Source organism: Paenibacillus sp. QJM3NY_38 (assembly GCF_056173265.1).
In genome coordinates this window covers 6,129,646-6,153,926 of record NZ_CM149665.1, presented here as the reverse complement: position 1 = coordinate 6,153,926, position 24,281 = coordinate 6,129,646, and the positions used below count along the sequence as shown (strand labels likewise).

The following is a 24,281-nucleotide window of genomic DNA, read 5'->3' as shown; positions in this document are numbered from 1 at the left end:
AATAGAGGAGCCGTCATTATGGAGCTGGGATTGCCTTTCGAGAGCTATGTGGAACAATATCGATATAAATATTTGGCTCTATACCACGCAATTCGCGCGGCCATTCATAGTGGCAAGCTGCCGGAAGGAACCCGACTTCCCGCTACGCGGGAGCTTGCAAAGCTGTACGGCGTGTCCAGGGGATCGGCCGCGCAGTGTTATGACATGCTGATGGCCGAGGGTTACGTCGTATCCCGGCAGGGCAGCGGAACTTACGTGGCCGAAGGGATTGCTGCCATGGCAGACCAGCAGCCATTGGCCGAGCGAGCGCCGGTGCTCTCCGCTTGGGGACAACGCCTGATGAGTCAGAGCGGGGAATATGTCTCGGCACAGCAGCTGCTGGAGGAGCCTCCCCCGGGTACGATCTCATTCGCGAATGCGAGGATGCCCATGGAGGATTTCCCCTATTCGGAGTGGCGTAGCGCGTTATCCTACGCAGGCGGAAGTGGGGGAGCCGAACTGCGGAACGGCGCGCCGCCGGAAGGGGATATCGAACTGCGTCAGGCGATAGCCGGACACCTGCGCTTTACGCGGGGCATACAGGCCGATCCCGAGCATATCGTGATCTTCAGCGGTTCCATGCAGGGGCTTGTCCTGATGTTTCAGCTGCTGGTTGATCCCGGCGATCACGTGGTGATGGAGGATCCGGGGTATCAGGGAATTCACCGGGGCATAAGCCTGAGCGGCGGGATTCCGCTGCCGTCCCCCGTCGACGATGCGGGATTGATACCGCGTGACTGGGACGCCGGCCTGCTTGTCGTAAGCCCCAGCCGTCAATACCCGACGGGCGCGGTCCTGCCGCTGGAGCGAAGAAGGGCGCTGCTGAATTGGGCACGAAGCCGACAGGCCTTTATTATCGAGGATGATTACGACAGCGAGTTCCGGTGGGGCGGCAAGCCGATTGAGCCCCTGCGGATGCTGGATAACGAGGGACGTGTCATCTTCGTCGGTTCGTTCTCCAAAACGATGTTCACCGGGCTCCGCATCGGGTATGCCGTGCTGCCCCCAAGCCTGGTTGAGGCGGTCGTGCAGGCCAAGGCTCTGTATGAGCCGATCTCACCATCCGTATTGGAGCAGCGCGCGCTGGCGCGCTTTATTATACGGGGAGGATACGGTCGGCATCTTAGAAGAATGACCCGGCTGTACGGCGCACGATATGGGGCGCTTCGCCAGGCGATGGATACCCATGCCTCCGAACTGTTTCGTCTTCATCCCGGCGATGCCGGCCTGCATGTTTACGCGAATTGGCTGCGCTCCGCGGAAGATTATGCCCTGTTCCAGGAAGCTGCCCGCAAGCGCGGCGTCATGTTTCGGGATGCAGCGGCCTATCATCGTACGCCCGGACCGCCTGCCGCCTGCTTCGGCTTCTCGCATCTCGGCATATCCAGCATCGAAGAAGGGGTTGCCCGGATGGCGCAGGCATGGCGGGACATGCAAAAAACATAAAAAACGGGTATGATGGAAAAGAGGTCAATTTTTGAATGAGATGAGGGGGTTATGACGAGATGCTGAATGCATCGCCGTCTTCGTTTATAATCATGCCTGCGCTTGCCAAAATCGTGTGCGAGCCGGGCTGGAAATGGCAAAAACGCGAAAGGCCCATGCAGAACTACGATTTGTTCTATGTATGGAGCGGCGAAGGCACGGTCGAGCTTAATGACGAGCCCTTTGCCGTGGGAAAAGGAAGCTGCTTCCTGTTCCGTCCAGGAGATCATACGAGCGCGACGCACAATCCGCAGAAGCCGCTCGTATTGACATATATCCATTTTGACGTGACCGACCCGGTCCAAGAGATTCCGGCATCTTATCGCAAGCTGACGGAAACGATGGATTTCGAATATTTGCTTGCACGCTATGTGCGTTTGTATCTGGACAAGCCCTATGGATCATTGGAGGAGGGGCAGCTAATTCTGAAACAGCTGATGATTCATCTGCTGCGTGCAGATCTCGCGGAGCCGGTGGTCAAAAAAGCAAGCAATCAGCTGTCCGAGGCGATCCATGAAATCGCGAATTACGTACGCCAGCACCCGGGTGTTCCCCATCGGGTCGAGGATTTGGCGGCCAGAGCGGGATTGTCCCCCCGTTACTTCTCGATCAAGTTCAAGGAGCTGATCGGCACGCCGGTACAATCCTACATTATTCAGATGCGGATCGAGCGGGCGCAGCATCTGCTGCTGCATCAGGGGATGAACGTAACGGAGGTAGCCGACGCGCTGGGGTACCGGGACATATTCTTTTTCAGCCGGCAATTTAAGCAGTATACGGGCAAGAGCCCATCCGAGATTCGGTGATTTCCCGCCCTTCCATAACTTACCTGGTGGGTCGAAGGGCAAATGGGTTTCATAGCAAGCGATTTAGGGTAAAAACGACATACAGCTTCATTCTAAGATATCAGAAAGTATAAATTCGAAGCATGAGCCTTCCTGATATCGCAAGAAAAACTTCCGCTAAATGCGGTCTGTCTTCTATGCGAGTACGTCGATAGACGTTTTTCTTATGAAGGGGGGGAGAGAGGAATGAGCCCAAGAAGACGGGTGCGTGGACGTTTCTTCAGTCGCGGTGGCTGCGGTATTTTCAGAAATCGCTTGCGCCGCATGAAGACAATGACTCAGGATCATCAGAATGTGTGGTTTTAACGAGACTTAGGCCTACATACGGGGACGTGGAATCCCGTTATCATATACGCTTTTTTCTGGATGAACGCGAAAGGGAGCTAAATGGCTCCCTTTTTTTGATATGTATTGGGGTCCCCGCAAAGTATTTGGAATAAGCATCGAAGCATAGGCTCCACTTTGTGGTTCTATTTAATGGATGCACATGGGAATAGGGAGTATGTCTGATTACGTTGTAAAAGGATGCATATACGGATAGGGACTCTGTTGGCATTGCGAAAATTTGTTATATTAGGAATATGTATAAAGCGCTAAACGCAGGGTTTTAATGGACCGGACAGGCAGTTCGGATAACGGAAGGGTGACGGGTGTGACGGAGAGAGCGGCATTGGCGGAGCAAGCGGTGATCCGGTGGTAACGGCGGGAGCAGGAAAGGTTGCGCTGATCACGGGCGCGTCGAGCGGGTTCGGACTGCTCATCAGCTTGGAACTGGCAAAAGCGGGCTATGACGTGGCAGCGGGTCTGCGCAGACCGGAGGCGGCTGCAGAGCTGATGACCCGAGCCGAACAAGCAGATGTTGTCGAACGCATTCACGTATTCCAGCTGGATATATGCTTGGAGGAGCAAGTCAAGGCAGCTGCTTGGGAGTTAGAGCAGAAATTCGGCCGCTTGGACGTGCTGGTAAACAACGCTGGCGAAGCGGTAGGCGGCATGGTGGAGGAAGTACCGCTCAGCGGCTGGCGCAAGCAGTTGGAGACGAATTTTTTCGGGACCGTATCGGTAACGCAGCATATGCTCCCGCTGCTGCGCAAGACCGGACGATCCAAAATCATTCTCATGAGCAGCATTAGCGGCGTGGTCGGCTTTCCGGGTTATGGTCCCTATGCGGCATCCAAATTTGCGCTGGAGGGGTTCGGCGAGAGCCTGTCCATGGAGTTGATGCCCTTTGGCATCGATGTCGTACTGATTCAGCCCGGTGCCTATGGCACGCCGATCTGGAATAAAAGTTTTGGGGAGCTTACGGTAAAGGAAGGATCACCCTACAGCGGTCTGCTGAAGGGCGTGCTGGACTATTCCGAGCGGACAGCCAGGGGAAGCGGAGATCCGCAGGAGGTAGCCAGGTTTGTGGCAAACATTGCGTCCATGTCCAAACCGAGGTTCCGCTATACGCTGCCCAGAGGTACGCGGCTGACCGCATGGATCAAGGGCGTACTGCCGGATCGGCTGTTTCAGCGGATCGTTTATCGGATGCTGGACCGGCGTTAATCATTCATGCAGCGAATGATTCATGGCCTTAACTTGTCATGCGATGCTTGGTGAAGCTTGATAAGGTGAATGGAGTTACCCTTTTCTGGATGGAGACGGGTGAAGCAAACCAAGCAGCTCTCCCATCTTCACCTTGGAGCCGGGTTCCAGGTCACCGCGCGGAGTAAACGTGCCGTTCTCTGTCAGAAGCACGACGGTAGAGCCGAATTCAAAGTACGCGAGTTCATCGCCGATCTCGTATTTCTTCACGTTCTCGTCGGCATAACGGATGCTGCTTACGTTCATGGCTCCGACCTTCACGACGGCAACTTCGCCGAACTCATGCGCAATATAGGTAATGAGGCGCTCATTACGGCTGAGCACATGCCGGATATGGGTCATCGCAAAATCGTTCACGGGGTAAACGCGTCCCTTTAAATGCTCGCTTTCCGCCTGAACACCGGTTACAGGGGAATGAATGCGATGATAGTCGGTTGGGCTTAAATACAATACAAATGCATAACCGTTGATGTAGTTTTCCATTCTCGGTGATTTGGCGAGCAGCTCGCTCAGGGTATAATCCTGTCCCTTGACGCTCAGAATGGTGCCGGCGTTGACGGCGCACATCGCCGATATCGTGGCATCGACGGGGCTTACCATGGCATCGGCGGTGTCGTCTATGGCGCGCAGGCCTATTTTTAACCGGCGGGAAAAGAATTCGTTCAGTGAGCGGTATTCGTGGATTTCTTTCTCCGCTTCATGCGCCGGAATTTGATAAATTCGTATGAATGCAGGTATTAGATGACGGCTCAGCCGGCTGTGGGAACAATGCCCCATGATTCGGGACAGCCACTTGCGGGAGGACAGCTCAGTCATCAGACGCAGCAATTGTTTAGCCATGTCATTCTCCTTTGTGCATAGGTGTCAGCAATAAACGTTGGTGGAAAAGCCAATCACTCTGATATTGACATAGAATGAGCTGGAAATCAATAAATAGCCATTTTTGAAAAAAGGTTCTTGCTAATTGGAGAACGAATGTGTATTTTAAGATTAACATGAAACCGAATAGGGAATACGGGGGCTTGAGTGAATCAGGCTGAGATTGCAGCTGTTATCCGCTGTTGACCGTTAATCTGAACTGGGTAATGCCAGCGTAGAGAATATCCGACCCTGCCTACATAGGGCCTATTTTTCCGTCTGCGCGTTTTTCCAGACGGTTTTTTGTTGTGCTTACACAAAAATAGAGGTGGAGAGGGGAATGTGTGGTTATGGGAACATCTATGCAAGAGAAGTTGGGGGTTCAGCCCCGAAAAGGGCTGCGGTTAAGCGATATTTTGGTGACGGTGCTGGTATCGCTGGTGCTTGGCGTCATTTATCACTTCTGGGGTTCGGTTTACAATCTGTTAAAACCGCTGTTCTTTGAAGCGGATGAGTTGTTATACGGAATGTGGTTCGCTGCAGCCACGCTTGCTTACTTGCTAATCCGTAAGCCGGGAGTGGCCATCATTGCGGAAGTGGCGGCTGCCCACGTGGAAGTGCTGTTTGGCAGCGGCTGGGGATTGACTCTGCTACTGTATGGCCTCATTCAAGGACTTGGGGCAGAATTGGTATTCGCGGCGTTCCGTTATCGGAGCACCTCGGCGTGGACGCTGGCGATTGCCGGAGCAGGCGCAGCCATCGGATCGATGATCATGGACTTCTATTACAGCTATACCGATGACCTGCAGACGTGGATGTTCCTGGCCAAATACGGTATGCGGGTACTCAGCGGTGCCGTCATTGCAGGCCTGCTCATGCTCTTGCTGGCCAAAGCCTTGGACCGCACGGGCGTCACATCCCTGCTGCGTCCTGCGTCGAAGAAGGATTACGAAGCACTGGATGATCCGCGCCATGTCTAATGCCACGGTTAGCCTGGTTCCGGCTCAGTCCGCTGAGATGGTTCCGGAACCGGCGGTCTATGTGGAGGGATTGCGTCTGAAGTATCCGGGCGAGGAGCGACTGATGTTCAAAGACCTCTCCTTCTCGGCTGTCCGAGGGGAGAAGGTGTTGCTGCTCGGTCCGAGCGGCTGCGGCAAATCCACGCTGCTGCAGGTGCTTAGCGGGATGATTCCCCGCGCAACGGAGGTGCCGATGAAATGCGAGTCGCAGCTGGTTCCGCGCTCTTGGGGGTATGTATTTCAAGATCCGGATACCCAGTTCTGCATGCCGTACGTGGATGAAGAGCTGGCTTTCGTACTGGAAAATCTAAGTGTCCCCCGTGATGAGATGAAGGAGCGGATGCAAGCGGCGCTCCGCGAGGTGGGGCTTGATCTTGAGGAGCTTCATATGCCGATCGGGCATCTGTCCCAAGGCATGAAGCAAAGGTTAGCGCTGGCTTCGGCTCTGCTGCTGGAGCCGGAGGTGCTGTTCCTTGACGAGCCATCTGCCTTGCTCGACCCGGAAGGAAGGGAGCAAATCTGGTCCGCGGTGAAGGCCGTATCGGATGGGCGGACACTGATCATCGTGGAGCACCGGATCGAAGAAATGGCCAGATACGTGGATCGTGTCGTGCTGTTCAGCCCGGATGGCGTGATTCTGGGCGAAGGTCCTCCAGCAGCGATATTCGCAGAATACGAGCGGGAACTCCAAGCTTATGGAATCTGGTATCCCGGCGTATGGGAAGATTATGCGCAGACCCGGGCGGGCAGAGAGCTATTTGCTCCGGTCGATGCGCTTGGCGATGAGCAGGGTAATCGTAATCTCCTGCATGAGGCTGCTCCGCCGTACGCTCAATGTGGGGAGCCTGTCATTCAATTGGCGAATTTCAGGGGAATGAGATGGGATAAACCGGTCATTAGCCTCCCTTCGGCCGAGGTGTTTCCGGGACAGTTTATTGCGGTGGTAGGTCCGAACGGAGCAGGCAAAAGCTCGCTGCTGCTCAGTTTGATGGGTCTGCTTCGCGCCGAAGGGACCTATATGCTCTGCGGGGAAGAGGTCATTCAGGGTAAGCGCAGGAAGGTGCGGAAGAAGAGAGAGCAGCAGCTGCGCCAAATCGGATTCGTGTTTCAGAATCCGGAGCTTCAATTCCTGACGGAGCGCATCGGTGATGAGGTGGTTTACTCGCTGCTGGTGGATCATGTGCCGCCGGAGGAAGCGAAGGCGCAGGCCGAGCGCTGTCTTGAACGTTTCGGATTGAATGGCTTGGAGGCCAGGCATCCGTACCAGCTGTCGACAGGCCAAAAGCGCCGCTTGAGCGTGGCTACGGCCATGGCAAGACAGCCGTCCGTCCTGCTTCTGGATGAGCCGACCTTCGGACAGGATGCGCGGAATACATTCGCGATTCTGGAGATGTGCGAGAAGCTGCGCCGTGCGGGAACCGCCATTCTCATGGTGACGCATGAAATGGAGGTCGCCCAGCGGGTCGCCACGCATATATGGGAAATCCGCGAGGGACAACTGACCTCGAGCATGCCTTCCCCGCGCTGGTGTACCGGGACGGAATCCGGACGGGAGGCGGGCGGAGTGAATGGCACTGATGAGACTCGCGAAAATCTAACCACGGCCGATCATCGCCTCACGGGGGTGAATGCATGAACATATGGAATCCCGTGCGGATCACTTGGCTGCACCGGGCGAATCCGGTGGTGAAGCTGGGTCTGATCTGTGCGCTGTTTTTCATGACGGTGTTAACCCATGATCTTGATTTTGTTTTGTACCAGGCGTTGATCTTTATGGTCTGTCTCGTGGTGCTCAGCGGGGTGAAGCCTTGGAAAATGCTGTTGTTCTTCATTCCGTTTCTGCTTGCCTTCATATCGTCCGCCTCTTCCATGATGCTGTTCGGTAAGGGAGAAACGATCTGGTGGGAGTGGGGGTTGTTCCGGGTATCGGAAGAAAGCTTCTACCGAGGGCTGCATTTGGGCTTTAAGGGAATTGCCTTTGCCTCGGAGGGGCTGCTGCTCGTGACGACAACGTCCTCGGTGGATTTATTCTACAGCCTGATGCAGAAGTTGAGGCTTGCACCCAAGTATGCTTACAGCTTCATGGCTTCGATCCGGCTGCTGCCCATGGTGTGGGAGGAATATGTGATCCGCCGCCAAGCCTTGAAGGTACGAGGAGTCCGCCCGATCCGCGGAATTCGCGGCATGGTGAACCGCGCAGGACTGTATGTGGTGCCGCTGCTGGCACAGAGCATCCGCCGGGCCCATCGGGTGGCCGCCGCGATGGAGGCCAAGCAATTCGACGGCGATCAGGCGAAGTCCCGGACGTATTATTACCCGTCGCGTTATTCGCGTTATGACCTTCTGGTTATCGGATTACTCGCAGTTGCGGCCGCTTTCGCTTATGCCGCAGCCGGATATTTTCCATGGTTCGGCATTGGCGACGTGCGGTTTGATTAAAGGATTGGTGAAATCGAAAAGAGTCTGCTTACGATACGTAAGCGGGCTCTTTTTGTTATGAGATTCAAACTTCAAATGCTAACCATCCTTCTATCGCAAGAAAAATATCTGTTATGAGCAGTCTGCCTTCTGAGAAAGTACGGGCTATCTTCTGCCCCGCTATATTTAAAAAATCATGTCTGGATTTCATGCTGATCAAGGAGTTATAATACTAGTGGTACCGATATAGTATTTATGGTACCAGAAGGGGAGTTAGTCACTTGCGCGAGCGAATATTGAATGAAACGATCCGCTTAATTCAGCGGCAAGGATTTACGTTTACGGTCAGTGATCTGACCCGCGTCCTTGCCATTAGTAAACGGACGATCTATGAGCACTTCTCATCCAAGGAAGAGATTGTTGAACATATCATTGACGGGATGATCCGGCACATCCAGCAGCGCGAACGTGAAATTGCGGAGGATGAGGGGCTTACCGTTCTGGAGAAGATACACCAGATTCTAATCTGTCTGCCCCAGGAGATGGAGCAGATGGATTTGGGGATGCTGCCGGATCTGAAGCGCACGCATTATGCGCAATGGGAGAAGCTGGACACCTTTTTCCGAGAGGAATGGGGCATTGTCACCGAGCTGATGGAGCAGGGTATGGCCGAGGGAAGCATCAAACGAATTCATATGCCGCTGTTCATCGATCTGTATCTCGGATCGCTCCATCAGATTTACGATTCGAGGGCGACGGTGAAGCATCAATTGCCGCTAGGGGAGCTGCTGCAGTCCGTTATGGACATCTTGCTGTTCGGGATTGCCGCAGAGAAACGGGAGGAGTCTTGAGATTATGCATTGGTTATATTTAAGTTTGGCTATTCTGTTTGAAGTGGCGGGGACGCTGAACATGAAGCTGTCGGAGGGGTTCAGCAAACCGCTGCCCAGCGTGCTGCTGGTGGTATTCTATATTTGCAGCTTGAGCTTCCTGACGCTGAGCTTGAAGCAGATTGAAATATCCGTGGCTTACGCGATCTGGTCGGGACTTGGCATCATGATCATTACCGTCATCGGTTATATGTTCTTTGCGGAGCAGATTAACGGTCTGAAAATATTCTCGATCCTGCTGATCATCGCAGGGGTCGTTCTGCTGAATCTATCCGGCAGCGCGCATGCGCAGGAACAACCGAAGACGCACCAGTCTGGTCACTAAGGGCGATAGAAGAAACCGGAATCCGCGGGAAGAGCCGTATTCGTGCGGCTCTAGTTCCGCTGCAATAATGTACTATGCCCCGCTTCGCCTCCAGCTCTATAATGACAAAGGAAATTCCTTTGTTAGGAGCTATCATCATGAACCTGTCTTCTTTTTTTATTTACTGTTTTATCGTGGCTTTCTCGCCGGGGCCATCCAACATCGTCATTTTGTCTTCGGTTCAGAATTCCGGCATGAAGAAGACCTTGCGCTACATTGCCGGAGCCTCCATCGCTTTTTTCTTATTAATCGCGGCTTCCGTGGTATTGGGCCAGCTTCTGTCAACAGGCATGCCAATCGTACTGCCAATCTTGCGGATCGTAGGTTGCTTGTTCATGCTGTATCTCACGTATCAGGTGTATACCATGGACGTATCCAAGTCCGGCACGAATCAAACGGCGTCCTTCACGTCCGGCTTTCTGATGCAGTTTCTCAATCCGAAGGTGGTATTGTTTACGCTGACGGTCATTCCAAGCTACGTCATGCCGTATTATACGGCAGGTCCTGTCATCTCGGCGTTTGTTGTCGCGGTATCGTTAATCGGGCTGTCCGCGTATACGACCTGGGCCGTGTGCGGTAGCCTTTTTCAAGGAATTATGCAAAAATATCGGAGAACGACCAACACGATCCTGGCTTTGTTTCTGCTGTACTCGGCAATCGTCGTATCCGGCATACCGGAGCTCATAAAGGGGTGATGGAAGATGGAGCAGTTTATCTATAAAAAAGCGTTGGGCATTACGGCGCTGTCCGCGAGCCTGACGGATTTCAAATATAAAAAGCATTATCACGAGGAGTACGCCCTCGGCGTCACGCTGCGCGGCATTCAGAAGTACTCGCTGGACGGCAGTCAGCAGGCTTCTTACCAAAGCGGGGTTATGCTGTTCCATCCCGAGCAGAATCATGATGGCTGGTCGCAGGAACGAACGGGCATCGATTATGTGATGATCTATATTCATCCGGAGCTATTTCTGGAATTGATTCAGAAAAAGGATATCGTCCGGTTCCAATCCCCGATTGTATATCACGCCGGGTTGCGGAAGAGCATTCTGGATGTGACGAGGTCGATCTTCACGGGTCAGCCGGAGGCTAGAAGCAGCGAGCTGCTTCTGGGTCTGGCAGGGCATTTTAACGAGAGTATTCTGAACCCGGATAGCCGGAAGGACAGCATATTTACGCGGAAGGCCAAAGAAATGATGCAGGATCATCTGGATCATGTTCTCCGTCTGGATGAATTAAGCGGGGAGTTCGGGATGTCGAAGTATCAATTCATTCGTTACTTTAAAGCAAATACGGGGCTGTCGCCTTATCAGTATTATCTGAACTGCAAAGTGGAGCGCGCCAAACATCTGATCGAGGACAGCCGGGATGTATATCAGGCCGTTACCCAGTGCGGCTTCACGGATCTTGCCCACTTGAACCGGCATTTCAAGAATGTGTACGGCACGACGGCGTTTGATTATATGTCCCATCTGGATAAGTGAGGCGGCAGGTGCCGATCATTCGCGCGATTTTTCAAGCCAGGCTTGGCATTTGTGAATAAACTCCGTTATAATGTGTATAGAATGTAAAAGGGACCGTGCGCGAACACGATCCCGGCGTACAACGTACCGCTATAAGAGCGGCCGGCTATAGGAAATCCGATCAGAAATAGACCGTGATCCTGACCAAGGGCGGTCTATTTCTTTTTAAGATTATAGAATTTATAAGTTTTCAGCGAAGCTGAACTCATTCGATAATCGCAAGAAAAACGTCCTCTAAACGCGGTCTGTCTTCTGTGAATGTACGTCGATAGACGGTTTTTCTTATGGAACGAAAGTATGAACACCACCAGCGTCGCGAACGAAATCATTAGCGTCAATGTTTGGTATACCTCCATGGCATCACCTCCCAAGCCGGAACCGGATTTTGAGATAGGGCCAAGGGATGTTAATCTGTATTTGGATTATTTGAAATTACTCAGGCTTTAGCCGGATGGAAGGAATCATTCGAATGGAATATATCTATGAATCAGCCCAGCGCAGCTACGAGGATTTCGCCAGCGGCCGGGTTCTGTATAATGCGCAGGGAACGACTTCGTTTCCTGTCAGACTAGCCAGCGAGATTGCCCAGCGGTGCTTTCAACTATTGGAAAAAAAAGGGGTACAGGGGCCGTATACCTTGTTCGATCCCTGCTGCGGCGGGGCGTATCTGTTGACGGTGGTTGGGCTGCTGCACGGGCAGCGCATTCATCGCGTGATCGGCTCTGACATTAACGCAGAGGTGCTCGGAATAGCCGCGAAAAACCTGTCGCTGCTCCGCGAAGAGGGGCTGGAACAACGCACCGAACAGTTGAAAGAACTATTGGCGTTGTATCAGAAGCCGTCTCACCAGGATGCGCTGCAAAGCGCTGGCCGATTGAGGGAGCTGTTAAGGTCGTCGCGTTTGGAAGAGATGGTTTGTTTTCAAGCTGATATAACCCAACCAGAGGAAAGCTTGGCCTCCTGCAAGGGAACCCATATCGTCATGACCGATCTCCCTTATGGTGACCTGGTTAGCTGGGGCGGCGGAAGCGATGAGCCGGTGAAGGATTTCTTTAACGGCATTCATTCCATCCTGGATCCTGGCCGCTCCGTGGTTGCCGTCATATCCGACAAAGGGCAAAAATTAAAGCATGACCGGTTTCAAAGGATTCAGCATATGAAGGTGGGCAAACGACAGGTAGCCATCTTTGAACCGATTTGAACGGAGTAAAACGGACGGAATATAGAAGAGACCTGCTGCCGTCCTTAGCTGCTAACCTCTTATCCAAGGGAGGCGTCGCTTCCACAACAACCCGCTTTTGACGTCATGTCAAGAGCGGGTTGTTTTTTTGTTCGTAGGAGGGCCATCTGGAATCCTTCACTCAAATAAGGAACATATGTTCGTTTAAAATCTAAAAAAATATAGCATTTCTTGTGGAATGCCAGCTCGTAGATAGAACTCGTGTAAGGACTCGCCCGGTCCGGGAGTCAAACCCGCCGTCAATAGGGCAATGGCAAAGCGGTTCGCTTGCCGCTCCAGCTTGCCCGGACTGAAATAAGAATGCTCCTCCAGAAAAAAGCGGCTGATACCCTTATGGAGCCGGTCATGCCCGAGCTCATGCGCGCATACGAAGCGCTGCCATGGCGACGGCAGCTGATTGTGGATGACGATGAATCTCCGCCTCAGCTTACGGAAATACAGCCCTTTGGTCGTTTGGCCTAAATCTGCGAATCGAATATGTATGCCCAAGGAAGTCGCGATTTCAAAAGGGCAGTTGGTATGATGTTTTTTGATCAGCTGACGGATTAAGGGTTGTAAATGATCATCCATGCCGGTTCACCTGCAATATTGGGATTGGTTGAATCGTTGTAATCGGTATGTATCTCCTTATCCATGTAGATTTATTTCTTGCGTTTGTTCATTTGCTTGGCTTCCCAGAACAGTCCGGTCAGAACGTCCTTGATGCGCTGCTTGTCCTCCTCGTTCAGAGGGACGCCGTCAAACATGAGCTCACCGTCATCCTCAAGCATTTTCTTGAAATCCCGTTTATCCCTGGAGGTTGCCCAAGCGGGAGCCGAGATGTTCTCGTGCTTGGCAGCATCCTGCTGCAGATAACCTGCTTTATTCATCAGCTCTTCATAGGGAACTTCGAGTGCCTCTGCCATTTTGCGAAGTGTTTGCGGCTTGGGGATGCCCCTCAGCCCATTCTCGATCCGGGAGATTTGTGATCCGCTGATATCGGCGGCTTGGGCCAGCTGATTGATGCTCCAGCCTTTGTTCTCCCTCATCTCTTTCAAGTATGATCCAAATATGTGATCCACGTTCCGGCCACTCCTCACCATAGTCCATCTGAAACATCTACTTATAGTATAAACACATCCCCCGCCTTTGCCAACAGGTAAAATAAAAGAGAGTATTATTGCCAAAAGGCAAGGATATGAAAGGTACGCTCCATATTCCCGTGAATAGTTCAGCCTTTTGAAGGTTTACTCCAGTCTCCAAATAGTGGTATATTAATGAAAAATACGAACACATGTAATGAGACAACCTTCTGCCAAATGGCAAAGCAAACCTCGACAATGACAATCCAAAGGGGAGTGTTTCCTAATGAATCCATTTTTACCGGAATTGGATCGCAGAAAGACCCAAAGTGCTGTTGAAGCGATATTCGAGAAATATCGTATCTATAAAACCATTACATTCGAAGTCAGGGAGACGAGCGTCACGGCATCCTACACGGAACGATTCCACGGACCGACCAACGTAACCTCGGACCAAACAGCAGCGGTTGCTATATATAATGTAGATATGCCTGCGGCCAGGAAGCAGTATTGCGAGATCATCGAGTCAATCGTGGAACGGCTTGGCGAGCGAGAGCAGACGCTGATTCGGGAACGGTACATGAAACAGGACGACGTATTCGATTACAAAGTGTACAACCATATCCTCGAACCGCCAGTCAGCAAGGATACGTATACCAAGATCCGCACGCGGGCCTTCTATAAACTGGCACTGGCTTTAGCAGACAGGGGGCTGTTGAAGCTGCAGGAGTTGGAGAAAGCCGCAAAGAGCAAGATGAGCTGATACTCGCCGAGATGGATAATCAAACCGAGCCTAAACCGGAGGACCTCAATGAGGCCCTCCGGTTTTTTCTATTTCAAGATAAGATGCCGCACCATGAAGCAGAATCTAGGATGAAACAGGAAAACAGCACTAAATACGAACATAGGTTCGCGCTATTTTCCGCCGACATTCCACTTTAAGTTCCGCATTATCCGTCCCATTAGACGTCAGCGCATCCGATTTAGGGGTGTAAGATTGTATTATCGGAAATGAAGTTAAACAAAGCAAACCGAACACACACAGTGTAGATGTGAGCCGGCCTTGAGAGGACCGGTTTTTTGCTGCGGCCTTAGGCTTCGATTGCTTCATTTTCGATTCTCTATATATGAAGGAAAGGAGGGGGCCGTGTTGCGCAAGCATGTGAGCGTCGCAAGAAGCTGGCTATCGCATAACCGACCGGAAGCCACCCGGCCATCTGCGAAATGAGAGGGGCGATCAAGCAGGCCGCTCTAGATATCGTTCCCGAGCTAGAAGGCCGAATATATGACGTACATCCGCCGGAAGGGGTTAGTGAGCCTTTCTATGGCGTCATGACGCTGGGAGAGGACGTTTGGAAATCCTCATGGGCAGGATATCGGCAGGTGGTGCGATTGAAGCTGTATGCGGATCGTTCCGAATTGCTTCAGTTAGATCGCTGGGTGGAACTTCTAATCCCGGGACTACATCGCAAGCGGGTGATCGGAGCCGATGGGAATGCATTCAAGCTTCATTATTTGGGTGTGCCGGAAGCCGACAAGTTCGATTCTGTTTCAGGCAAAATGATCCGGATCATGCGATTCGGCGTCTATGTGCCTCAGGCATCCGGGGCCGATTCGACCGGACAACCCGACGAGTGGCTGCATACCTTGACAGCTTGGACAGGAGAAGTACTGGGTGATCCTTGGAGAATCTATCATTCGGCATGGCCGGCAGGACGGGAAGATCACGCCGTATTATGGCGGATGACGGGCTGCGAGACCAAGATGGCGGGAGCTTCGATGTTCGAAGTTCGCAAAACCTTTACCGGGCATATTGCCGCCCTTGATTCCGCGGACGAGCAGCTCACGGCTGCAAGGCTGGTGGAGGAGCTTGGTACCCAGGTCCAGCTGATGCTGGATTCACAGAATCGCCGCTATTTATCCGTTGCGGAGATTTCCTCCGATATGCAGGCCGATCCCATTCTGGACGGGCAGCTGAAGCTGACTCTGGCGCACCGGAAGATGCGTTCACCTGAGGAAGCTGCATTGATCAGGCGCATTAACGTACATCCAATTTTAAAGTGAGGTGGTCACAATGGCTGTAAAAAAAACACTCAAGACAGAAGCCCGCAGTATCAGCGCTCCGCGATATGCGCTAGATGAACTCGTAACACACGCCAAGGAACTGTTCGAGGTTCGGGCGGAAGTGCTCGCGGGTGCCATGTATGGGGCAGACGGAGAGCTGTTCACGGTAACCGAAGTCAAAGAAAGAATCCAACAATTTATGAAAGCGAAGGTGGACTAATCATGGCAGGTGGAACATGGGAAAGCACAAATAAACCGGTACTTCCGGGTTTGTATATGAATTTCAAGGCGGCCGCCGCGTCGGCTATCCAAGGCGGATCCCGCGGTACGGTTGTCGTGCCGGTTAAAGCCAACTGGGGGCCGGTGCGCGAGTTCGTGGAAATCGGCAGCGAGTTCGCGATTTCCGAGCTGTATTCCGCGGATAGCCAGGATGGAGCTACGGCTTACGAAACGCTCTATTTGGCCTTGCTTGGCGGGCCGAAGAAACTGCTGGCTTATCGCCTGGCAGATAACACCGCGGCAGCGGCTAGCGTAACGATGCAAAATGCGGAAGCTACGCCTTCGGACGTGTTGAAGCTGCAGGCCAAATATCCGGGCAGTCGTGGCAACGGCTTCTCCGTAACCGTGCAGCCGTCGCTGATCGACCCGGCCGCACGTGAGCTTCGCCTCTATGAAGGCGCCAAACTGCTTGGCACCTATACAAGCCTGGACGGGACAGCAGCCTCGATTGCGGCGCAGATCAATGAAGACGATGAGAATCTCTGGGTAACGGCTACCGCACTGGAGGCGACCGGCGTACCTGCCGATGTGAACGGAGCTGTGCTGTCCGGAGGCAAGAGCGGCAACGGCGGCCTGACGAATGCAGATTATATCGAAATGCAGGATGCGGTCGAAGGCCAGGAATTCAACGTACTTGCCCTGGATTATGCTGCAGATATGGCTTTGCTGCAGAGCTTTGCGGCCTGGGTGAAGCGTCTCCGTCACGAAGGACGCGGCGTGATGGCCGTATTCGGCGGAAGCGCTGCGGACGATACCTCCAAGGATGCAGCCAAACTGGCGGCGGCCCGTTCGCTTGCATTGAACCATGAAGGGATTATCAATGTAGGTACGGGCGTGCGTCTGTCCGGCGTGAACTACAGTTCTGCCCTGACGGCTGCTTATGTTGCCGGGCTTATTGCGGGTCAACGCTTGAATCAATCCGCTACATATGCGGTAACGCCATTCGAGGATGTGACCCGCCGCTGGACGCGTTCCGAGCAGGAGCAGGCCGTACGCAATGGCGTATTCGTGCTTTTCTACGACGGACGTCAGGTGAAGGCGCTGCGCGGTATTAACACGTTGGTGAATCCGGCTGAGGGCCAAAACAATGCCTGGAAAAAAATCCGCTCCATCCGCGTGATGGATGCGATCCATGCGGATTTGCAGCTGGCTGCAGAGCAGACCTACATCGGCAAGGTGAACAATACGGAGGAAGGTCGTCTGGCGCTGATCGGCGCCGTAAAGGAATATCTCGCTTCGTTGTCGCTCAGCAATGTCATCGAGCCGGACGGCTATGACGTCATTCTCGATCTGGCGTACTATGGCGATTCCGCCGTGAACACGCCGGAGCCGGATCAGGTCTTCCTGCAGTGGAACGTGAAGCTGACCGACGTCATGGAGCAGCTGTTCGGTACATTTTACGTGCAATAACGAGTACGTCGATCAACATTTTTCTTATAAAAACTTAAAGAAATCGAGGAGGAACTTAATATGTTGGATGCTTCAAGAGTCATTATGGGGACATACGGGCAGGCGTATATTGACGGGGTTTGGCAGACGCACATTAACAAGCTGGAAGCCAGCGTGGAATTGGAGAAGCGCGAGCTAAAGCTGGTCGGCAACGACTGGACGGTACACAAAAACGGCAGCAAAAAAGGAACCGGCACGATGACTGGTTACAAGGTTACTTCCGATATGATCTCCCGCGGCTTCACCAAATTTGATATCATCTCCAAGCTGGATGATCCCGAATCCTACGGCCATGAGCGTGTTCGTCTGATCCGCTGCATGCCGGACAAAATCCAGCTGGCCAACTGGACAGCCGGTGAAGAAGTGCAGGAGGAAACTTCATTTACCTTCGAGGGGTACGAGTTGTTGGATCCGATTCAGGGAGATTAAGAGGTTTCTTATTATCAAGGTCAAGTGCGGCGTAAAGCGGGGGTTCGCCCGGTAAGGAATGCCTGATTCGGGCGGGCGTCGCCCGCTACAAATAGGAAGATGAAATCTATTATTTTATGAGTAAAGGAGATACACGCATGAGCTTGCACGAGAACATGAGCGAAGAGCAAATTTTGGACAGTCTGTTTGAGGCAGCCGAGAAGCTGCCAGAGGAAACGGTACGCATTAAGCGTTTGGATATGAAGATGGTGCTGCAGGGTTTGACTTCGAGCAAGGTCGACAGCATCCGCGAGCGCTGTACCGTTCGCCGTACGATAAAGGGTGCGGTGGATGAGAAGGTGGATACGGAGACGTTTAATGCGTTGCTAATTTCCGAGGCCACGAGCAGTCTGTCGGTGAAGGGTTTGACGCTGAGCGGCTGGGGCGATCCGCGGATTACAAGCCGCTTGAAGCTGTCGGGCGGAGAGCAGGCGGTTCGCCGCATGCTGCTGGCCGGAGAGCTGGATGCCGTAGGCGATAAAGTGCTGGAGCTGTCCGGCTTCGGAGTTGAGATTGCTGACCTAAAAAACTGATCGGCTCCGGGGGAATGACGACGATGCTGTATCATCTGTGGGTCCGGCATCACCTTCGTCCCGGAGATTTTTGGCGGCTCCCGCGAGGCGAGCGCCTGCTGCTGCTCGCTTTCTCCCAGGAGGAGATCGAGGGCATGGCCGGTCAGAGTTTGAAGTGAACAGGAGGTGAAATGAAATGGCTGAAGCCATGAACTATCGTATGAATCTGGTCATCGATCCGAAAAACGTGATCAAGGCCAACCGCGAGCTGCGGGCGATGGAGCGTTATTTTGAGCGGATCCAGGGACGTGTCATGCGAATCGGACGTACCCGCATGGCACCTGAAATCGTGCTGAAGGACAGCGCCTCGAAGGGGCTGGACAACCTGCTTGCCAAAATCCAGCGGGTGAAGTCCCAAGTCATCCAAGCTTCAGCGAATGTGAAGCTGAATGTGCAGAAGCAGATTGATACGAATCTAAACCTGAGCGTGCAGAAGCAGATCGAGGCGAGCGTTCAGGTGGATTTGCGGGCGGCAGGGCTTGATTTTTCTCCGATGATCGCTGCGCTGACAGCGAATACGACTGCGGTGGATAAGCTTACGGCTGCGCTTGGGTCGCTTCAGCTTGGAGGCGGCGGGAGCGGGTCTGGTGGACAGAAACCGAAAACCCAACTGGATAAAGTGGTTGATCTTTTTAGTGCAACTAAAACATTTGGAGGCGGCGTAAAAAGTCTAGGCGAATTACCAGACAAAACTCGAAAGGTTGGCGATACTTGGCTTGGAAATCAGACTGCCGACGCCAACAAAGGAAATTCCAATTCGGATAACCTTCCAAATGAATCCAGGACTGAGCGAGGTAGGAGGCAGAGGAAAGGGAGAGGTTGGAGAACAATTGCCGCTGCTGGAGACTTGGTAGAAACAGTTGGTAATGCAGGGGCAGGCATTCTGGGTGGAGCTAGGGACTTGTGGAAAAGCGGAAGTGCGTTATTTGGGGGAAGTGAGAGCGGTACTGTATCAGGATCTAAAGATGCAGGTGGCGGTGCAACTGCTAACATGGTAAAAGATTTGGGTAGTGGAAATACAGTTGCAAACGCGGCCCCTTCCAGTAGCCCATCCTCAAATATCTCAGCAGGCACCGGCAAAAGCGGCCTAGGCTCCGGCTTGCTGAAGGGGCTTGGCAAACGGGCCCTCGGCCCGCTAGGATATATAGCCGATGCGACCGCAATCGCTACCGCTAAACCGGGAAAAGAACGAAACCAAGCCATAGGCTCCACCGTCGGCGGAGGTATCGGAAGCACGATCGGCGGCATCGTTGGCTCCGTGATTCCAGTTGCAGGTACGATGATCGGCTCAACGCTCGGCGGCACCGTAGGAAGCTTTATTGGCGAGAAGGTTGGCGGCGGAATTTCCGGGATTGGTGACAAGTTCAAAGAAGGTAAGGAGAAGGTATCGAAGTGGTTCTCCAATACGTTTTCCTTCGGGAAAAAAGACAAGGAAGCCGTTCAACCGAAAGAGACTCCTTCTAGTGTCGCTGCCCTTCCGGCTCCCATCATTCCGAAACCAGCGCCGGCTGATTTCAGCAAGCCGCTGCTGCCGAATCCAGCATTGAACCCGACATACGGCCCGTATGTGTCGCCTAGCCATTCTTCAAGCAGTGGATCTTTTGGTCCACCCGCGAGTGCAGCGCAAAACCAAGCTTTTGCAGGGAAGCCGACGTCCCCGCAATCTGTTCAGATCAGCCCGGAGCAGATGAGCACGATATCCGGCTTGCTGATGGACTTTAAAACGGAGACAACTGTGAATTACAATCTTCCTCCAGGCGCGGTGCAGGTTACGGTGCATGAGGAACACCCAATCGATGTGGAAGGATTGATCCTTCTGATCGGACAGCGGCTGAGAGCCGAATTCAGCAAAGCGGCGCAGAACCGGAAGCCGACTCCGATGGCCTATTGAAGATGATGGTTAACAGCAGGCATGGAGCGGGTCCGAAGGCATCCATACAGAAAGGAGGGGGCCCAGGTGGAGTTTCTTTTGAAGAACGGAAAAGGCATGACGTTCCTATTCCCGGTGAATCCCGAAGAGGTGACCATTTCACGCCAAAAGGGACTGGAAACGGCGACGATTCTCAACTATGGGGAGTTTGATTTTCCGCAAGGCCATCGGATCAAGGAGATATCGTTCTCTTCTTTTTTTCCACAAGAGTATGATGCAGCTTATTGCAAAGGAGAAGAGAAGGATCATATTAAACCGCAAACCGCGATGAATAAACTTAACGAGTTTTTGACGTATAAAACGCCCCTGCAATTCGTCATTACCGAGACGGCAGTGAACGTGCCGGTGTACATCGCCTCCCATCAGTCCACGTTTCGTGGCGGGGAGATCGGGGATGTGTATTTTGACATCACGCTCCGGACATGGAGTGAAATGAAGGTGGCCAAAACAGCAGGCAGCAGTGGGGCATCTGGAACGAACAAAAAGCCCCGGGCCGACATGAAGGAAAAGAACAAGACGTACACCGTGAAGTCAGGGGACTCACTCTCCAAAATCGCCAAGCTGGAGCTCGGGGACAGCTCGAAATGGAACCAGATCTACAAGCTGAATCAGAAAATAATCGGTAAAGATCCGAACGCCATCAAGCCTGGCCAAAAGTTGGTGCTGTCATGAGTTACAAGGTGATTTTGCAGGATCAATACGATTTATCTCCCTTGGTGGAAGCTATCAGTCTACGGGATTCGCTTGAACAAGTCGCTTATCAGGGCACCGTCAATCTGGTCGTAACGCCGGATATGCCGCCGATTTCACCGGGAATGGCGATCCGGATCAGCGGGATTCCTTATGGTAAAAAGGATTATGTCCCTTTGCTGCACCCGGCTGTCGTATGGGAAGTGGAAACCTCGAATAACGGGGTGAAGCGGATGACCCTCACATTGTACGATCGGACGGTATATCTGGACAAATCGGAGGATGAATATCTGTTCCCGGCAAAGCAGACCGCTACCCAGCGGTTCAAAAAGTACGCGGCGGACTGGAACCTGAAAATTGCGGTTTTGCCCGATACCGAGAAGCAGCTGGGGCGTTCCGTTTACCGGACGCAGTCGATTTACGCGAGCATGTTCGCTGATCTGCGTGAGACGGCCAAAGCCGGCGGCAAGCTGTATCATCCGCGGATGATCGCTTCAGGGCTTGAACTGTATGAGTTGGGAACGAACAAAGAGGTCTACATCCTCGAGGCTATCACAGATACTACGCAATCGCGGACGTTGGAGGGCGCGGCAACTAAGGTCAAAGTGCTGGCGACAGCCGCAAGCGAGACCGGAAAAGAAGTTCCTTCCAAGGTGATGGCCATCGAGGAGAAGGATATCGCCAAATACGGACAACTCCAGGCTATTATTCAGGATGATGAGGTGAAGTCGCCTGCGGCAGCCCGCCAGTTGGCCCGGAGCAAACTGAGAGGGATTCGGGAGACCATCTCCCTGAATGCACCCGATGTCAATACGATCCGCGCCGGAGATGCGGTCATGCTGGGCTCGATGAAGCTGCTCGTGATTTCCGTCAGCCGGGAGCTGGGCAGTCCCGGAAGCATGATGCTGGAGCTGGGGAGTTATGACGATGTAAAAAGGAGGTTTTACCTTGAATAAAGACCCCTATGGACAATTGGCGTCCTCCTTATACGCCTCAATGAACAAGCAAACCCGTCAAGCCATGGGCGGCGTAGGGGCCGTGCTCGGCACGATAACCTCGACGGGACTCAAGCTGGATGATTTCAAGCATGAGCTTCAGGACTATATGGTAGCGGAGCTGCCGGGAATGCTCTCCCTGCCCCGTTATTCGGCTAAGGGCACCGTGACTTTGGGGGGCCAGCAGCAGGATATGACATTTGATGCCGAAGAGAACGAAGTTGAAGATACCCTTTTTGAATTGGGAAAAGGTTTGAAACCGGGGGACCGCGTGCTCGTCGTTCGGGTCAACAGCGGCAATGACGTGGTGGTCGTGTGCAAGGTGGTGAGCAGTAGTGGCTAATTTATTCCCGGAAGGCGATGACATGATTTGGACGGATACGACGGACCCGGAGGTACTGGAAGGGGACGGGGCTGTTTTTGGACGAAGCTGGCGGTATGACTTTGAAGCCGGCGAGTTCGTGATGTCCCCGACCCGAAAGATTCCGGTTGCGGACGACAAGGAAGCCTGGGTCATCTGGTGCGAAAAAGCGATCCGTACGCCGCGATACCGCCATTTGATCTATACGCGCGATTACGGCAGTGAGCTGGAGGAGCTGGTCGGCAAAGGCTATGACCGATCTCTGCAAGAAAGCGAGATTCAGCGCATGGTCACCGAGACACTGTTGGCGGACGCTCGGACGGAGAGCGTGGATCAATTCCTTTTTGCCTGGGAAGGAGAAGTTTGCCGTTTCAGCTGCCGCATTACGAGCGTCCGGGATGAAACGGAAATTATAGAAAGCGTGGTGATCTGATGGCAGATTTGCCGTTATATTTGTTGGATCAGACGGAAGAGAACATTATGAACCGCATGCTGAACAAAGTGCCTTCGGACATCGACAAGTCGGAGGGCTCTTTTATTTGGGATGCGCAGGCGCCGGTCGCGTTTATGCTGTCCGAAGCCGCCTTGTGGGCACAGGAGCTGCTGCGCCGAGGCTTTGCAAGCACCGTGGCAAGCGATCGTCCGGATATCCGTTCCGCCGAACTAGATCTGAGGACGGCAGAGCATGGGATTACCCGGCGGGAAGCGGTCGCTTCGTCCGGTAGCGTTGTGTTTACCGGGAAGCCGGGGACGACCGTGCCTGCCGGAACCTATGTGGCTACGCCAGCCGATGAGGGCTCCGGGGAATCCTCGGTAGAGTATGTGACCACATCAGGCGTGACGCTGAGTGACTTGGGTACCGGCACGGCACCGATCCGAGCCGTCACGCCGGGCAGTAACGGCAATGTTCCCGCAGGCGTCATTCAGCTCATGATGACGTCGGTCAGCGGCGTAACATCGGTTACGAACCCGGAGCCCACGCGGAGCGGGACGGATACCGAAAGCGATCAGTCGCTCCTGGAGCGTTTTTACGCCAAAGTCCGTAGTCAGGGAACGAGCGGCAATAAGGCGCAGTACATGCAGTGGGCCAATGAGATTGCGGGCGTTGGCGGCGTGGAAGTAGCGCCGTTGTGGAAAGGACCCGGTACCGTCGGGCTGTATCTCATAGACACGGACAAGCGTGCGGCAAGCCAGGATATCGTGGATGCCGTTCAGCAGTACATCGACCCGTCCCAGGATGGACAGGGCGAAGGCGCTGCTCCAGCCGGTCCGGTTATCACGGTGATGCCTGCGGTGGAGGTGGCGATCGATATCTCCGTCAAAGTGCAGCGTACGCAGGAGTTGCCTTCGACGATGGACGAAATCCGGAAGTTGATCGAGGATGGCGTTCGAACGTATTTACAGCAGATCGCTTTTAACCGGAAGGACCCTTTGGTGAGGTATACGCGGATTGCCGCCGTATTGCTGGATATCCCGATTATCGTCGACTACTCGGATTTGACGATTAACGGCCACACCGAGCAGCAAAATATCGAAATTGGCTCCGGTCAGGTGGCGGTGCTGGGGACGGTGAGCGTAAGTGAATAATACCCGAATGAACAGCTTGCGCGGTCGCGAGCTGTTTTCTTTTCTACCGGCCTATTACCAAACCTCCCGCGTCATGTTATCCGATATGGATGCCAAGGGCTGCGAGTTGGACGCGCTTTATCAGGCGCTGAACTCAGCTGCAGACCAGTTCTTTGTCCGTACAGCCACCTGGGGTCTGGAGCGCTGGGAGATGGAGCTTGGAATTCCCACCGACCGAAACAAACCGATCGAGCAGCGGCGGGCGGTGCTGGAGTCCAAGCTGCGCGGAGCGGGGACTTTCTCCGGTGCGCTCGTGAAAAACGTGGCTGAAGCTTACGACGGCGGCACGGTCGAGGTATCTTTTCAGCCCGAGGAATGGGGCTTTACGGTTAAATTCGTGGATACGCTCGGCATTCCGCCGAATCTGGAGGATTTGAAGGTGGCGATCGAGGAGATCAAGCCGGCGCATCTGGCGGTGGCGTATGCGTTCAACTACTTGCTCATACGCGATATTCATGACGTGATGACTTTGGGCGAGCTGGGGCAGACGCCGTTAAATAAATTTGCAGGAGGTGTTTGAG

At 53.4% G+C, this 24,281-nt stretch carries 29 protein-coding genes and 1 riboswitch; of the genes, 25 read left to right on the top strand and 4 right to left on the bottom strand.

Going from position 1 to position 24,281, the window contains the following annotated elements:
* The first annotated feature begins 18 nt into the window (after positions 1-18).
* The 3 genes from pdxR to AC0VZ8_RS28485 all read left to right on the top strand — a co-directional run bounded on the left by pdxR (position 19) and on the right by AC0VZ8_RS28485 (position 3,917).
* Positions 19-1,485 (top strand): MocR-like pyridoxine biosynthesis transcription factor PdxR, encoded by a 1,467-nt coding sequence (pdxR, locus tag AC0VZ8_RS28495; RefSeq protein ID WP_475485185.1) that lies wholly within the window; start codon positions 19-21, stop codon positions 1,483-1,485.
* Positions 1,486-1,544: 59 nt separating this feature from the next.
* A complete protein-coding gene (locus AC0VZ8_RS28490) occupies positions 1,545-2,330 on the top strand; it encodes a helix-turn-helix domain-containing protein (RefSeq protein ID WP_260067980.1) in 786 nt (261 codons plus the stop codon).
* 732 nt (positions 2,331-3,062) lie between these two features.
* Positions 3,063-3,917: an SDR family oxidoreductase gene (locus tag AC0VZ8_RS28485; RefSeq protein ID WP_475485184.1), complete on the top strand. Its 855-nt coding sequence runs from the start codon at positions 3,063-3,065 to the stop codon at positions 3,915-3,917.
* A gap of 75 nt (positions 3,918-3,992) precedes the next feature.
* Here the strand turns inward: AC0VZ8_RS28485 and asd are convergent, their stop codons facing one another.
* Positions 3,993-4,796, bottom strand: coding sequence for an archaetidylserine decarboxylase (gene asd, locus AC0VZ8_RS28480; RefSeq protein WP_475485183.1), 804 nt, complete (start codon positions 4,794-4,796; stop codon positions 3,993-3,995).
* Between the two features lie 164 nt (positions 4,797-4,960).
* Positions 4,961-5,073: riboswitch (TPP riboswitch) on the top strand.
* A 91-nt stretch (positions 5,074-5,164) separates the two neighbouring features.
* On the opposite strand from asd, the gene AC0VZ8_RS28475 reads away from it, so the two are divergent.
* From AC0VZ8_RS28475 to AC0VZ8_RS28445, 7 genes are all read left to right on the top strand, one after another.
* Entirely contained in the window at positions 5,165-5,794 is a 630-nt protein-coding gene (locus AC0VZ8_RS28475) for an ECF transporter S component (protein ID WP_071222437.1), read from the top strand.
* Positions 5,787-7,469 carry an ABC transporter ATP-binding protein gene (locus tag AC0VZ8_RS28470; protein WP_475485182.1) on the top strand — a complete coding sequence of 561 codons (1,683 nt, stop codon included), beginning with the start codon at positions 5,787-5,789 and terminating at the stop codon, positions 7,467-7,469. Before AC0VZ8_RS28475 ends, AC0VZ8_RS28470 begins: the two co-directional genes overlap by 8 nt.
* The gene (locus tag AC0VZ8_RS28465; protein ID WP_071222438.1) at positions 7,466-8,272 is read left to right on the top strand and encodes an energy-coupling factor transporter transmembrane component T family protein; all 807 of its coding nucleotides are present in this window, start codon (positions 7,466-7,468) and stop codon (positions 8,270-8,272) included. The genes AC0VZ8_RS28470 and AC0VZ8_RS28465 overlap by 4 nt, the downstream gene beginning before the upstream one ends.
* A 260-nt stretch (positions 8,273-8,532) precedes the next feature.
* The gene (locus AC0VZ8_RS28460) at positions 8,533-9,102 is read left to right on the top strand and encodes a TetR/AcrR family transcriptional regulator (RefSeq protein ID WP_475485181.1); all 570 of its coding nucleotides are present in this window, start codon (positions 8,533-8,535) and stop codon (positions 9,100-9,102) included.
* 4 nt (positions 9,103-9,106) lie between these two features.
* On the top strand, positions 9,107-9,466 hold the full coding sequence (locus AC0VZ8_RS28455; RefSeq protein WP_076324790.1) for a DMT family transporter: 360 nt from the start codon (positions 9,107-9,109) through the stop codon (positions 9,464-9,466).
* Between the two features lie 137 nt (positions 9,467-9,603).
* Positions 9,604-10,200 carry a LysE family translocator gene (locus tag AC0VZ8_RS28450; protein WP_475485180.1) on the top strand — a complete coding sequence of 199 codons (597 nt, stop codon included), beginning with the start codon at positions 9,604-9,606 and terminating at the stop codon, positions 10,198-10,200.
* Positions 10,201-10,206: 6 nt separating this feature from the next.
* Positions 10,207-10,986 carry an AraC family transcriptional regulator gene (locus AC0VZ8_RS28445; protein WP_071222442.1) on the top strand — a complete coding sequence of 260 codons (780 nt, stop codon included), beginning with the start codon at positions 10,207-10,209 and terminating at the stop codon, positions 10,984-10,986.
* Between the two features lie 194 nt (positions 10,987-11,180).
* Here the strand turns inward: AC0VZ8_RS28445 and AC0VZ8_RS28440 are convergent, their stop codons facing one another.
* Positions 11,181-11,354 (bottom strand): hypothetical protein, encoded by a 174-nt coding sequence (locus AC0VZ8_RS28440; protein WP_475487780.1) that lies wholly within the window; start codon positions 11,352-11,354, stop codon positions 11,181-11,183.
* A gap of 140 nt (positions 11,355-11,494) precedes the next feature.
* Here AC0VZ8_RS28440 and AC0VZ8_RS28435 point away from each other — a divergent pair, with 140 nt between their 5' ends.
* The gene (locus tag AC0VZ8_RS28435; RefSeq protein WP_475485179.1) at positions 11,495-12,226 is read left to right on the top strand and encodes a hypothetical protein; all 732 of its coding nucleotides are present in this window, start codon (positions 11,495-11,497) and stop codon (positions 12,224-12,226) included.
* Positions 12,227-12,409: 183 nt separating this feature from the next.
* Here the strand turns inward: AC0VZ8_RS28435 and AC0VZ8_RS28430 are convergent, their stop codons facing one another.
* Together AC0VZ8_RS28430 and AC0VZ8_RS28425 are read right to left on the bottom strand one after the other, a co-directional pair.
* Positions 12,410-12,835 carry an ImmA/IrrE family metallo-endopeptidase gene (locus tag AC0VZ8_RS28430; protein ID WP_475485178.1) on the bottom strand — a complete coding sequence of 142 codons (426 nt, stop codon included), beginning with the start codon at positions 12,833-12,835 and terminating at the stop codon, positions 12,410-12,412.
* Between the two features lie 71 nt (positions 12,836-12,906).
* Entirely contained in the window at positions 12,907-13,326 is a 420-nt protein-coding gene (locus AC0VZ8_RS28425; protein ID WP_071222446.1) for a transcriptional regulator, read from the bottom strand.
* 286 nt (positions 13,327-13,612) lie between these two features.
* Here AC0VZ8_RS28425 and AC0VZ8_RS28420 point away from each other — a divergent pair, with 286 nt between their 5' ends.
* The 14 genes from AC0VZ8_RS28420 to AC0VZ8_RS28355 all read left to right on the top strand — a co-directional run bounded on the left by AC0VZ8_RS28420 (position 13,613) and on the right by AC0VZ8_RS28355 (position 24,280).
* Positions 13,613-14,089 carry an ArpU family phage packaging/lysis transcriptional regulator gene (locus AC0VZ8_RS28420; RefSeq protein ID WP_475485177.1) on the top strand — a complete coding sequence of 159 codons (477 nt, stop codon included), beginning with the start codon at positions 13,613-13,615 and terminating at the stop codon, positions 14,087-14,089.
* A 461-nt stretch (positions 14,090-14,550) separates the two neighbouring features.
* Positions 14,551-15,390: a hypothetical protein gene (locus AC0VZ8_RS28415; protein WP_475485176.1), complete on the top strand. Its 840-nt coding sequence runs from the start codon at positions 14,551-14,553 to the stop codon at positions 15,388-15,390.
* Between the two features lie 10 nt (positions 15,391-15,400).
* Positions 15,401-15,610: a YqzN/YkzM domain-containing protein gene (locus tag AC0VZ8_RS28410; protein ID WP_071222449.1), complete on the top strand. Its 210-nt coding sequence runs from the start codon at positions 15,401-15,403 to the stop codon at positions 15,608-15,610.
* Between the two features lie 2 nt (positions 15,611-15,612).
* Positions 15,613-17,079 carry a phage tail sheath family protein gene (locus AC0VZ8_RS28405; protein ID WP_475485175.1) on the top strand — a complete coding sequence of 489 codons (1,467 nt, stop codon included), beginning with the start codon at positions 15,613-15,615 and terminating at the stop codon, positions 17,077-17,079.
* Between the two features lie 60 nt (positions 17,080-17,139).
* A complete protein-coding gene (locus AC0VZ8_RS28400) occupies positions 17,140-17,547 on the top strand; it encodes a phage tail tube protein (RefSeq protein ID WP_006212545.1) in 408 nt (135 codons plus the stop codon).
* Positions 17,548-17,684: 137 nt separating this feature from the next.
* Positions 17,685-18,119: a phage tail assembly chaperone gene (locus AC0VZ8_RS28395; protein WP_071222452.1), complete on the top strand. Its 435-nt coding sequence runs from the start codon at positions 17,685-17,687 to the stop codon at positions 18,117-18,119.
* Positions 18,120-18,142: 23 nt separating this feature from the next.
* Positions 18,143-18,277 carry a hypothetical protein gene (locus AC0VZ8_RS28390; protein WP_015737373.1) on the top strand — a complete coding sequence of 45 codons (135 nt, stop codon included), beginning with the start codon at positions 18,143-18,145 and terminating at the stop codon, positions 18,275-18,277.
* Positions 18,278-18,294: 17 nt separating this feature from the next.
* A complete protein-coding gene (locus tag AC0VZ8_RS28385) occupies positions 18,295-20,049 on the top strand; it encodes a hypothetical protein (protein ID WP_475485174.1) in 1,755 nt (584 codons plus the stop codon).
* 66 nt (positions 20,050-20,115) lie between these two features.
* The gene (locus AC0VZ8_RS28380) at positions 20,116-20,760 is read left to right on the top strand and encodes a LysM peptidoglycan-binding domain-containing protein (RefSeq protein ID WP_475485173.1); all 645 of its coding nucleotides are present in this window, start codon (positions 20,116-20,118) and stop codon (positions 20,758-20,760) included.
* A complete protein-coding gene (locus tag AC0VZ8_RS28375) occupies positions 20,757-21,734 on the top strand; it encodes an XkdQ/YqbQ family protein (protein ID WP_339219772.1) in 978 nt (325 codons plus the stop codon). Before AC0VZ8_RS28380 ends, AC0VZ8_RS28375 begins: the two co-directional genes overlap by 4 nt.
* A complete protein-coding gene (locus tag AC0VZ8_RS28370; RefSeq protein ID WP_475485172.1) occupies positions 21,727-22,116 on the top strand; it encodes a hypothetical protein in 390 nt (129 codons plus the stop codon). Before AC0VZ8_RS28375 ends, AC0VZ8_RS28370 begins: the two co-directional genes overlap by 8 nt.
* Positions 22,109-22,567: a DUF2634 domain-containing protein gene (locus tag AC0VZ8_RS28365; RefSeq protein WP_475485171.1), complete on the top strand. Its 459-nt coding sequence runs from the start codon at positions 22,109-22,111 to the stop codon at positions 22,565-22,567. The genes AC0VZ8_RS28370 and AC0VZ8_RS28365 overlap by 8 nt, the downstream gene beginning before the upstream one ends.
* Entirely contained in the window at positions 22,567-23,721 is a 1,155-nt protein-coding gene (locus tag AC0VZ8_RS28360; RefSeq protein ID WP_475485170.1) for a baseplate J/gp47 family protein, read from the top strand. Before AC0VZ8_RS28365 ends, AC0VZ8_RS28360 begins: the two co-directional genes overlap by 1 nt.
* Positions 23,714-24,280 carry a YmfQ family protein gene (locus AC0VZ8_RS28355; RefSeq protein WP_475485169.1) on the top strand — a complete coding sequence of 189 codons (567 nt, stop codon included), beginning with the start codon at positions 23,714-23,716 and terminating at the stop codon, positions 24,278-24,280. Before AC0VZ8_RS28360 ends, AC0VZ8_RS28355 begins: the two co-directional genes overlap by 8 nt.
* Position 24,281 lies beyond the last annotated feature (1 nt).

Coding starts and splice junctions, on each gene's coding strand:
- AC0VZ8_RS28395 (WP_071222452.1), top strand. CDS start 17,685: ATGAGCTTGCACGAGAACATGAGCGAAGAGCAAATTTTGGACAGTCTG.
- AC0VZ8_RS28435 (WP_475485179.1), top strand. CDS start 11,495: ATGGAATATATCTATGAATCAGCCCAGCGCAGCTACGAGGATTTCGCC.
- AC0VZ8_RS28410 (WP_071222449.1), top strand. CDS start 15,401: ATGGCTGTAAAAAAAACACTCAAGACAGAAGCCCGCAGTATCAGCGCT.
- asd (WP_475485183.1), bottom strand. CDS start 4,796: ATGGCTAAACAATTGCTGCGTCTGATGACTGAGCTGTCCTCCCGCAAG.
- AC0VZ8_RS28360 (WP_475485170.1), top strand. CDS start 22,567: ATGGCAGATTTGCCGTTATATTTGTTGGATCAGACGGAAGAGAACATT.
- AC0VZ8_RS28375 (WP_339219772.1), top strand. CDS start 20,757: ATGAGTTACAAGGTGATTTTGCAGGATCAATACGATTTATCTCCCTTG.
- AC0VZ8_RS28385 (WP_475485174.1), top strand. CDS start 18,295: ATGGCTGAAGCCATGAACTATCGTATGAATCTGGTCATCGATCCGAAA.
- AC0VZ8_RS28430 (WP_475485178.1), bottom strand. CDS start 12,835: ATGGATGATCATTTACAACCCTTAATCCGTCAGCTGATCAAAAAACAT.
- AC0VZ8_RS28470 (WP_475485182.1), top strand. CDS start 5,787: ATGTCTAATGCCACGGTTAGCCTGGTTCCGGCTCAGTCCGCTGAGATG.
- AC0VZ8_RS28405 (WP_475485175.1), top strand. CDS start 15,613: ATGGCAGGTGGAACATGGGAAAGCACAAATAAACCGGTACTTCCGGGT.
- AC0VZ8_RS28445 (WP_071222442.1), top strand. CDS start 10,207: ATGGAGCAGTTTATCTATAAAAAAGCGTTGGGCATTACGGCGCTGTCC.
- AC0VZ8_RS28400 (WP_006212545.1), top strand. CDS start 17,140: ATGTTGGATGCTTCAAGAGTCATTATGGGGACATACGGGCAGGCGTAT.
- AC0VZ8_RS28440 (WP_475487780.1), bottom strand. CDS start 11,354: ATGATTTCGTTCGCGACGCTGGTGGTGTTCATACTTTCGTTCCATAAG.
- AC0VZ8_RS28455 (WP_076324790.1), top strand. CDS start 9,107: ATGCATTGGTTATATTTAAGTTTGGCTATTCTGTTTGAAGTGGCGGGG.
- AC0VZ8_RS28415 (WP_475485176.1), top strand. CDS start 14,551: ATGAGAGGGGCGATCAAGCAGGCCGCTCTAGATATCGTTCCCGAGCTA.
- pdxR (WP_475485185.1), top strand. CDS start 19: ATGGAGCTGGGATTGCCTTTCGAGAGCTATGTGGAACAATATCGATAT.
- AC0VZ8_RS28420 (WP_475485177.1), top strand. CDS start 13,613: ATGAATCCATTTTTACCGGAATTGGATCGCAGAAAGACCCAAAGTGCT.
- AC0VZ8_RS28390 (WP_015737373.1), top strand. CDS start 18,143: ATGCTGTATCATCTGTGGGTCCGGCATCACCTTCGTCCCGGAGATTTT.
- AC0VZ8_RS28465 (WP_071222438.1), top strand. CDS start 7,466: ATGAACATATGGAATCCCGTGCGGATCACTTGGCTGCACCGGGCGAAT.
- AC0VZ8_RS28475 (WP_071222437.1), top strand. CDS start 5,165: ATGGGAACATCTATGCAAGAGAAGTTGGGGGTTCAGCCCCGAAAAGGG.
- AC0VZ8_RS28490 (WP_260067980.1), top strand. CDS start 1,545: ATGCTGAATGCATCGCCGTCTTCGTTTATAATCATGCCTGCGCTTGCC.
- AC0VZ8_RS28450 (WP_475485180.1), top strand. CDS start 9,604: ATGAACCTGTCTTCTTTTTTTATTTACTGTTTTATCGTGGCTTTCTCG.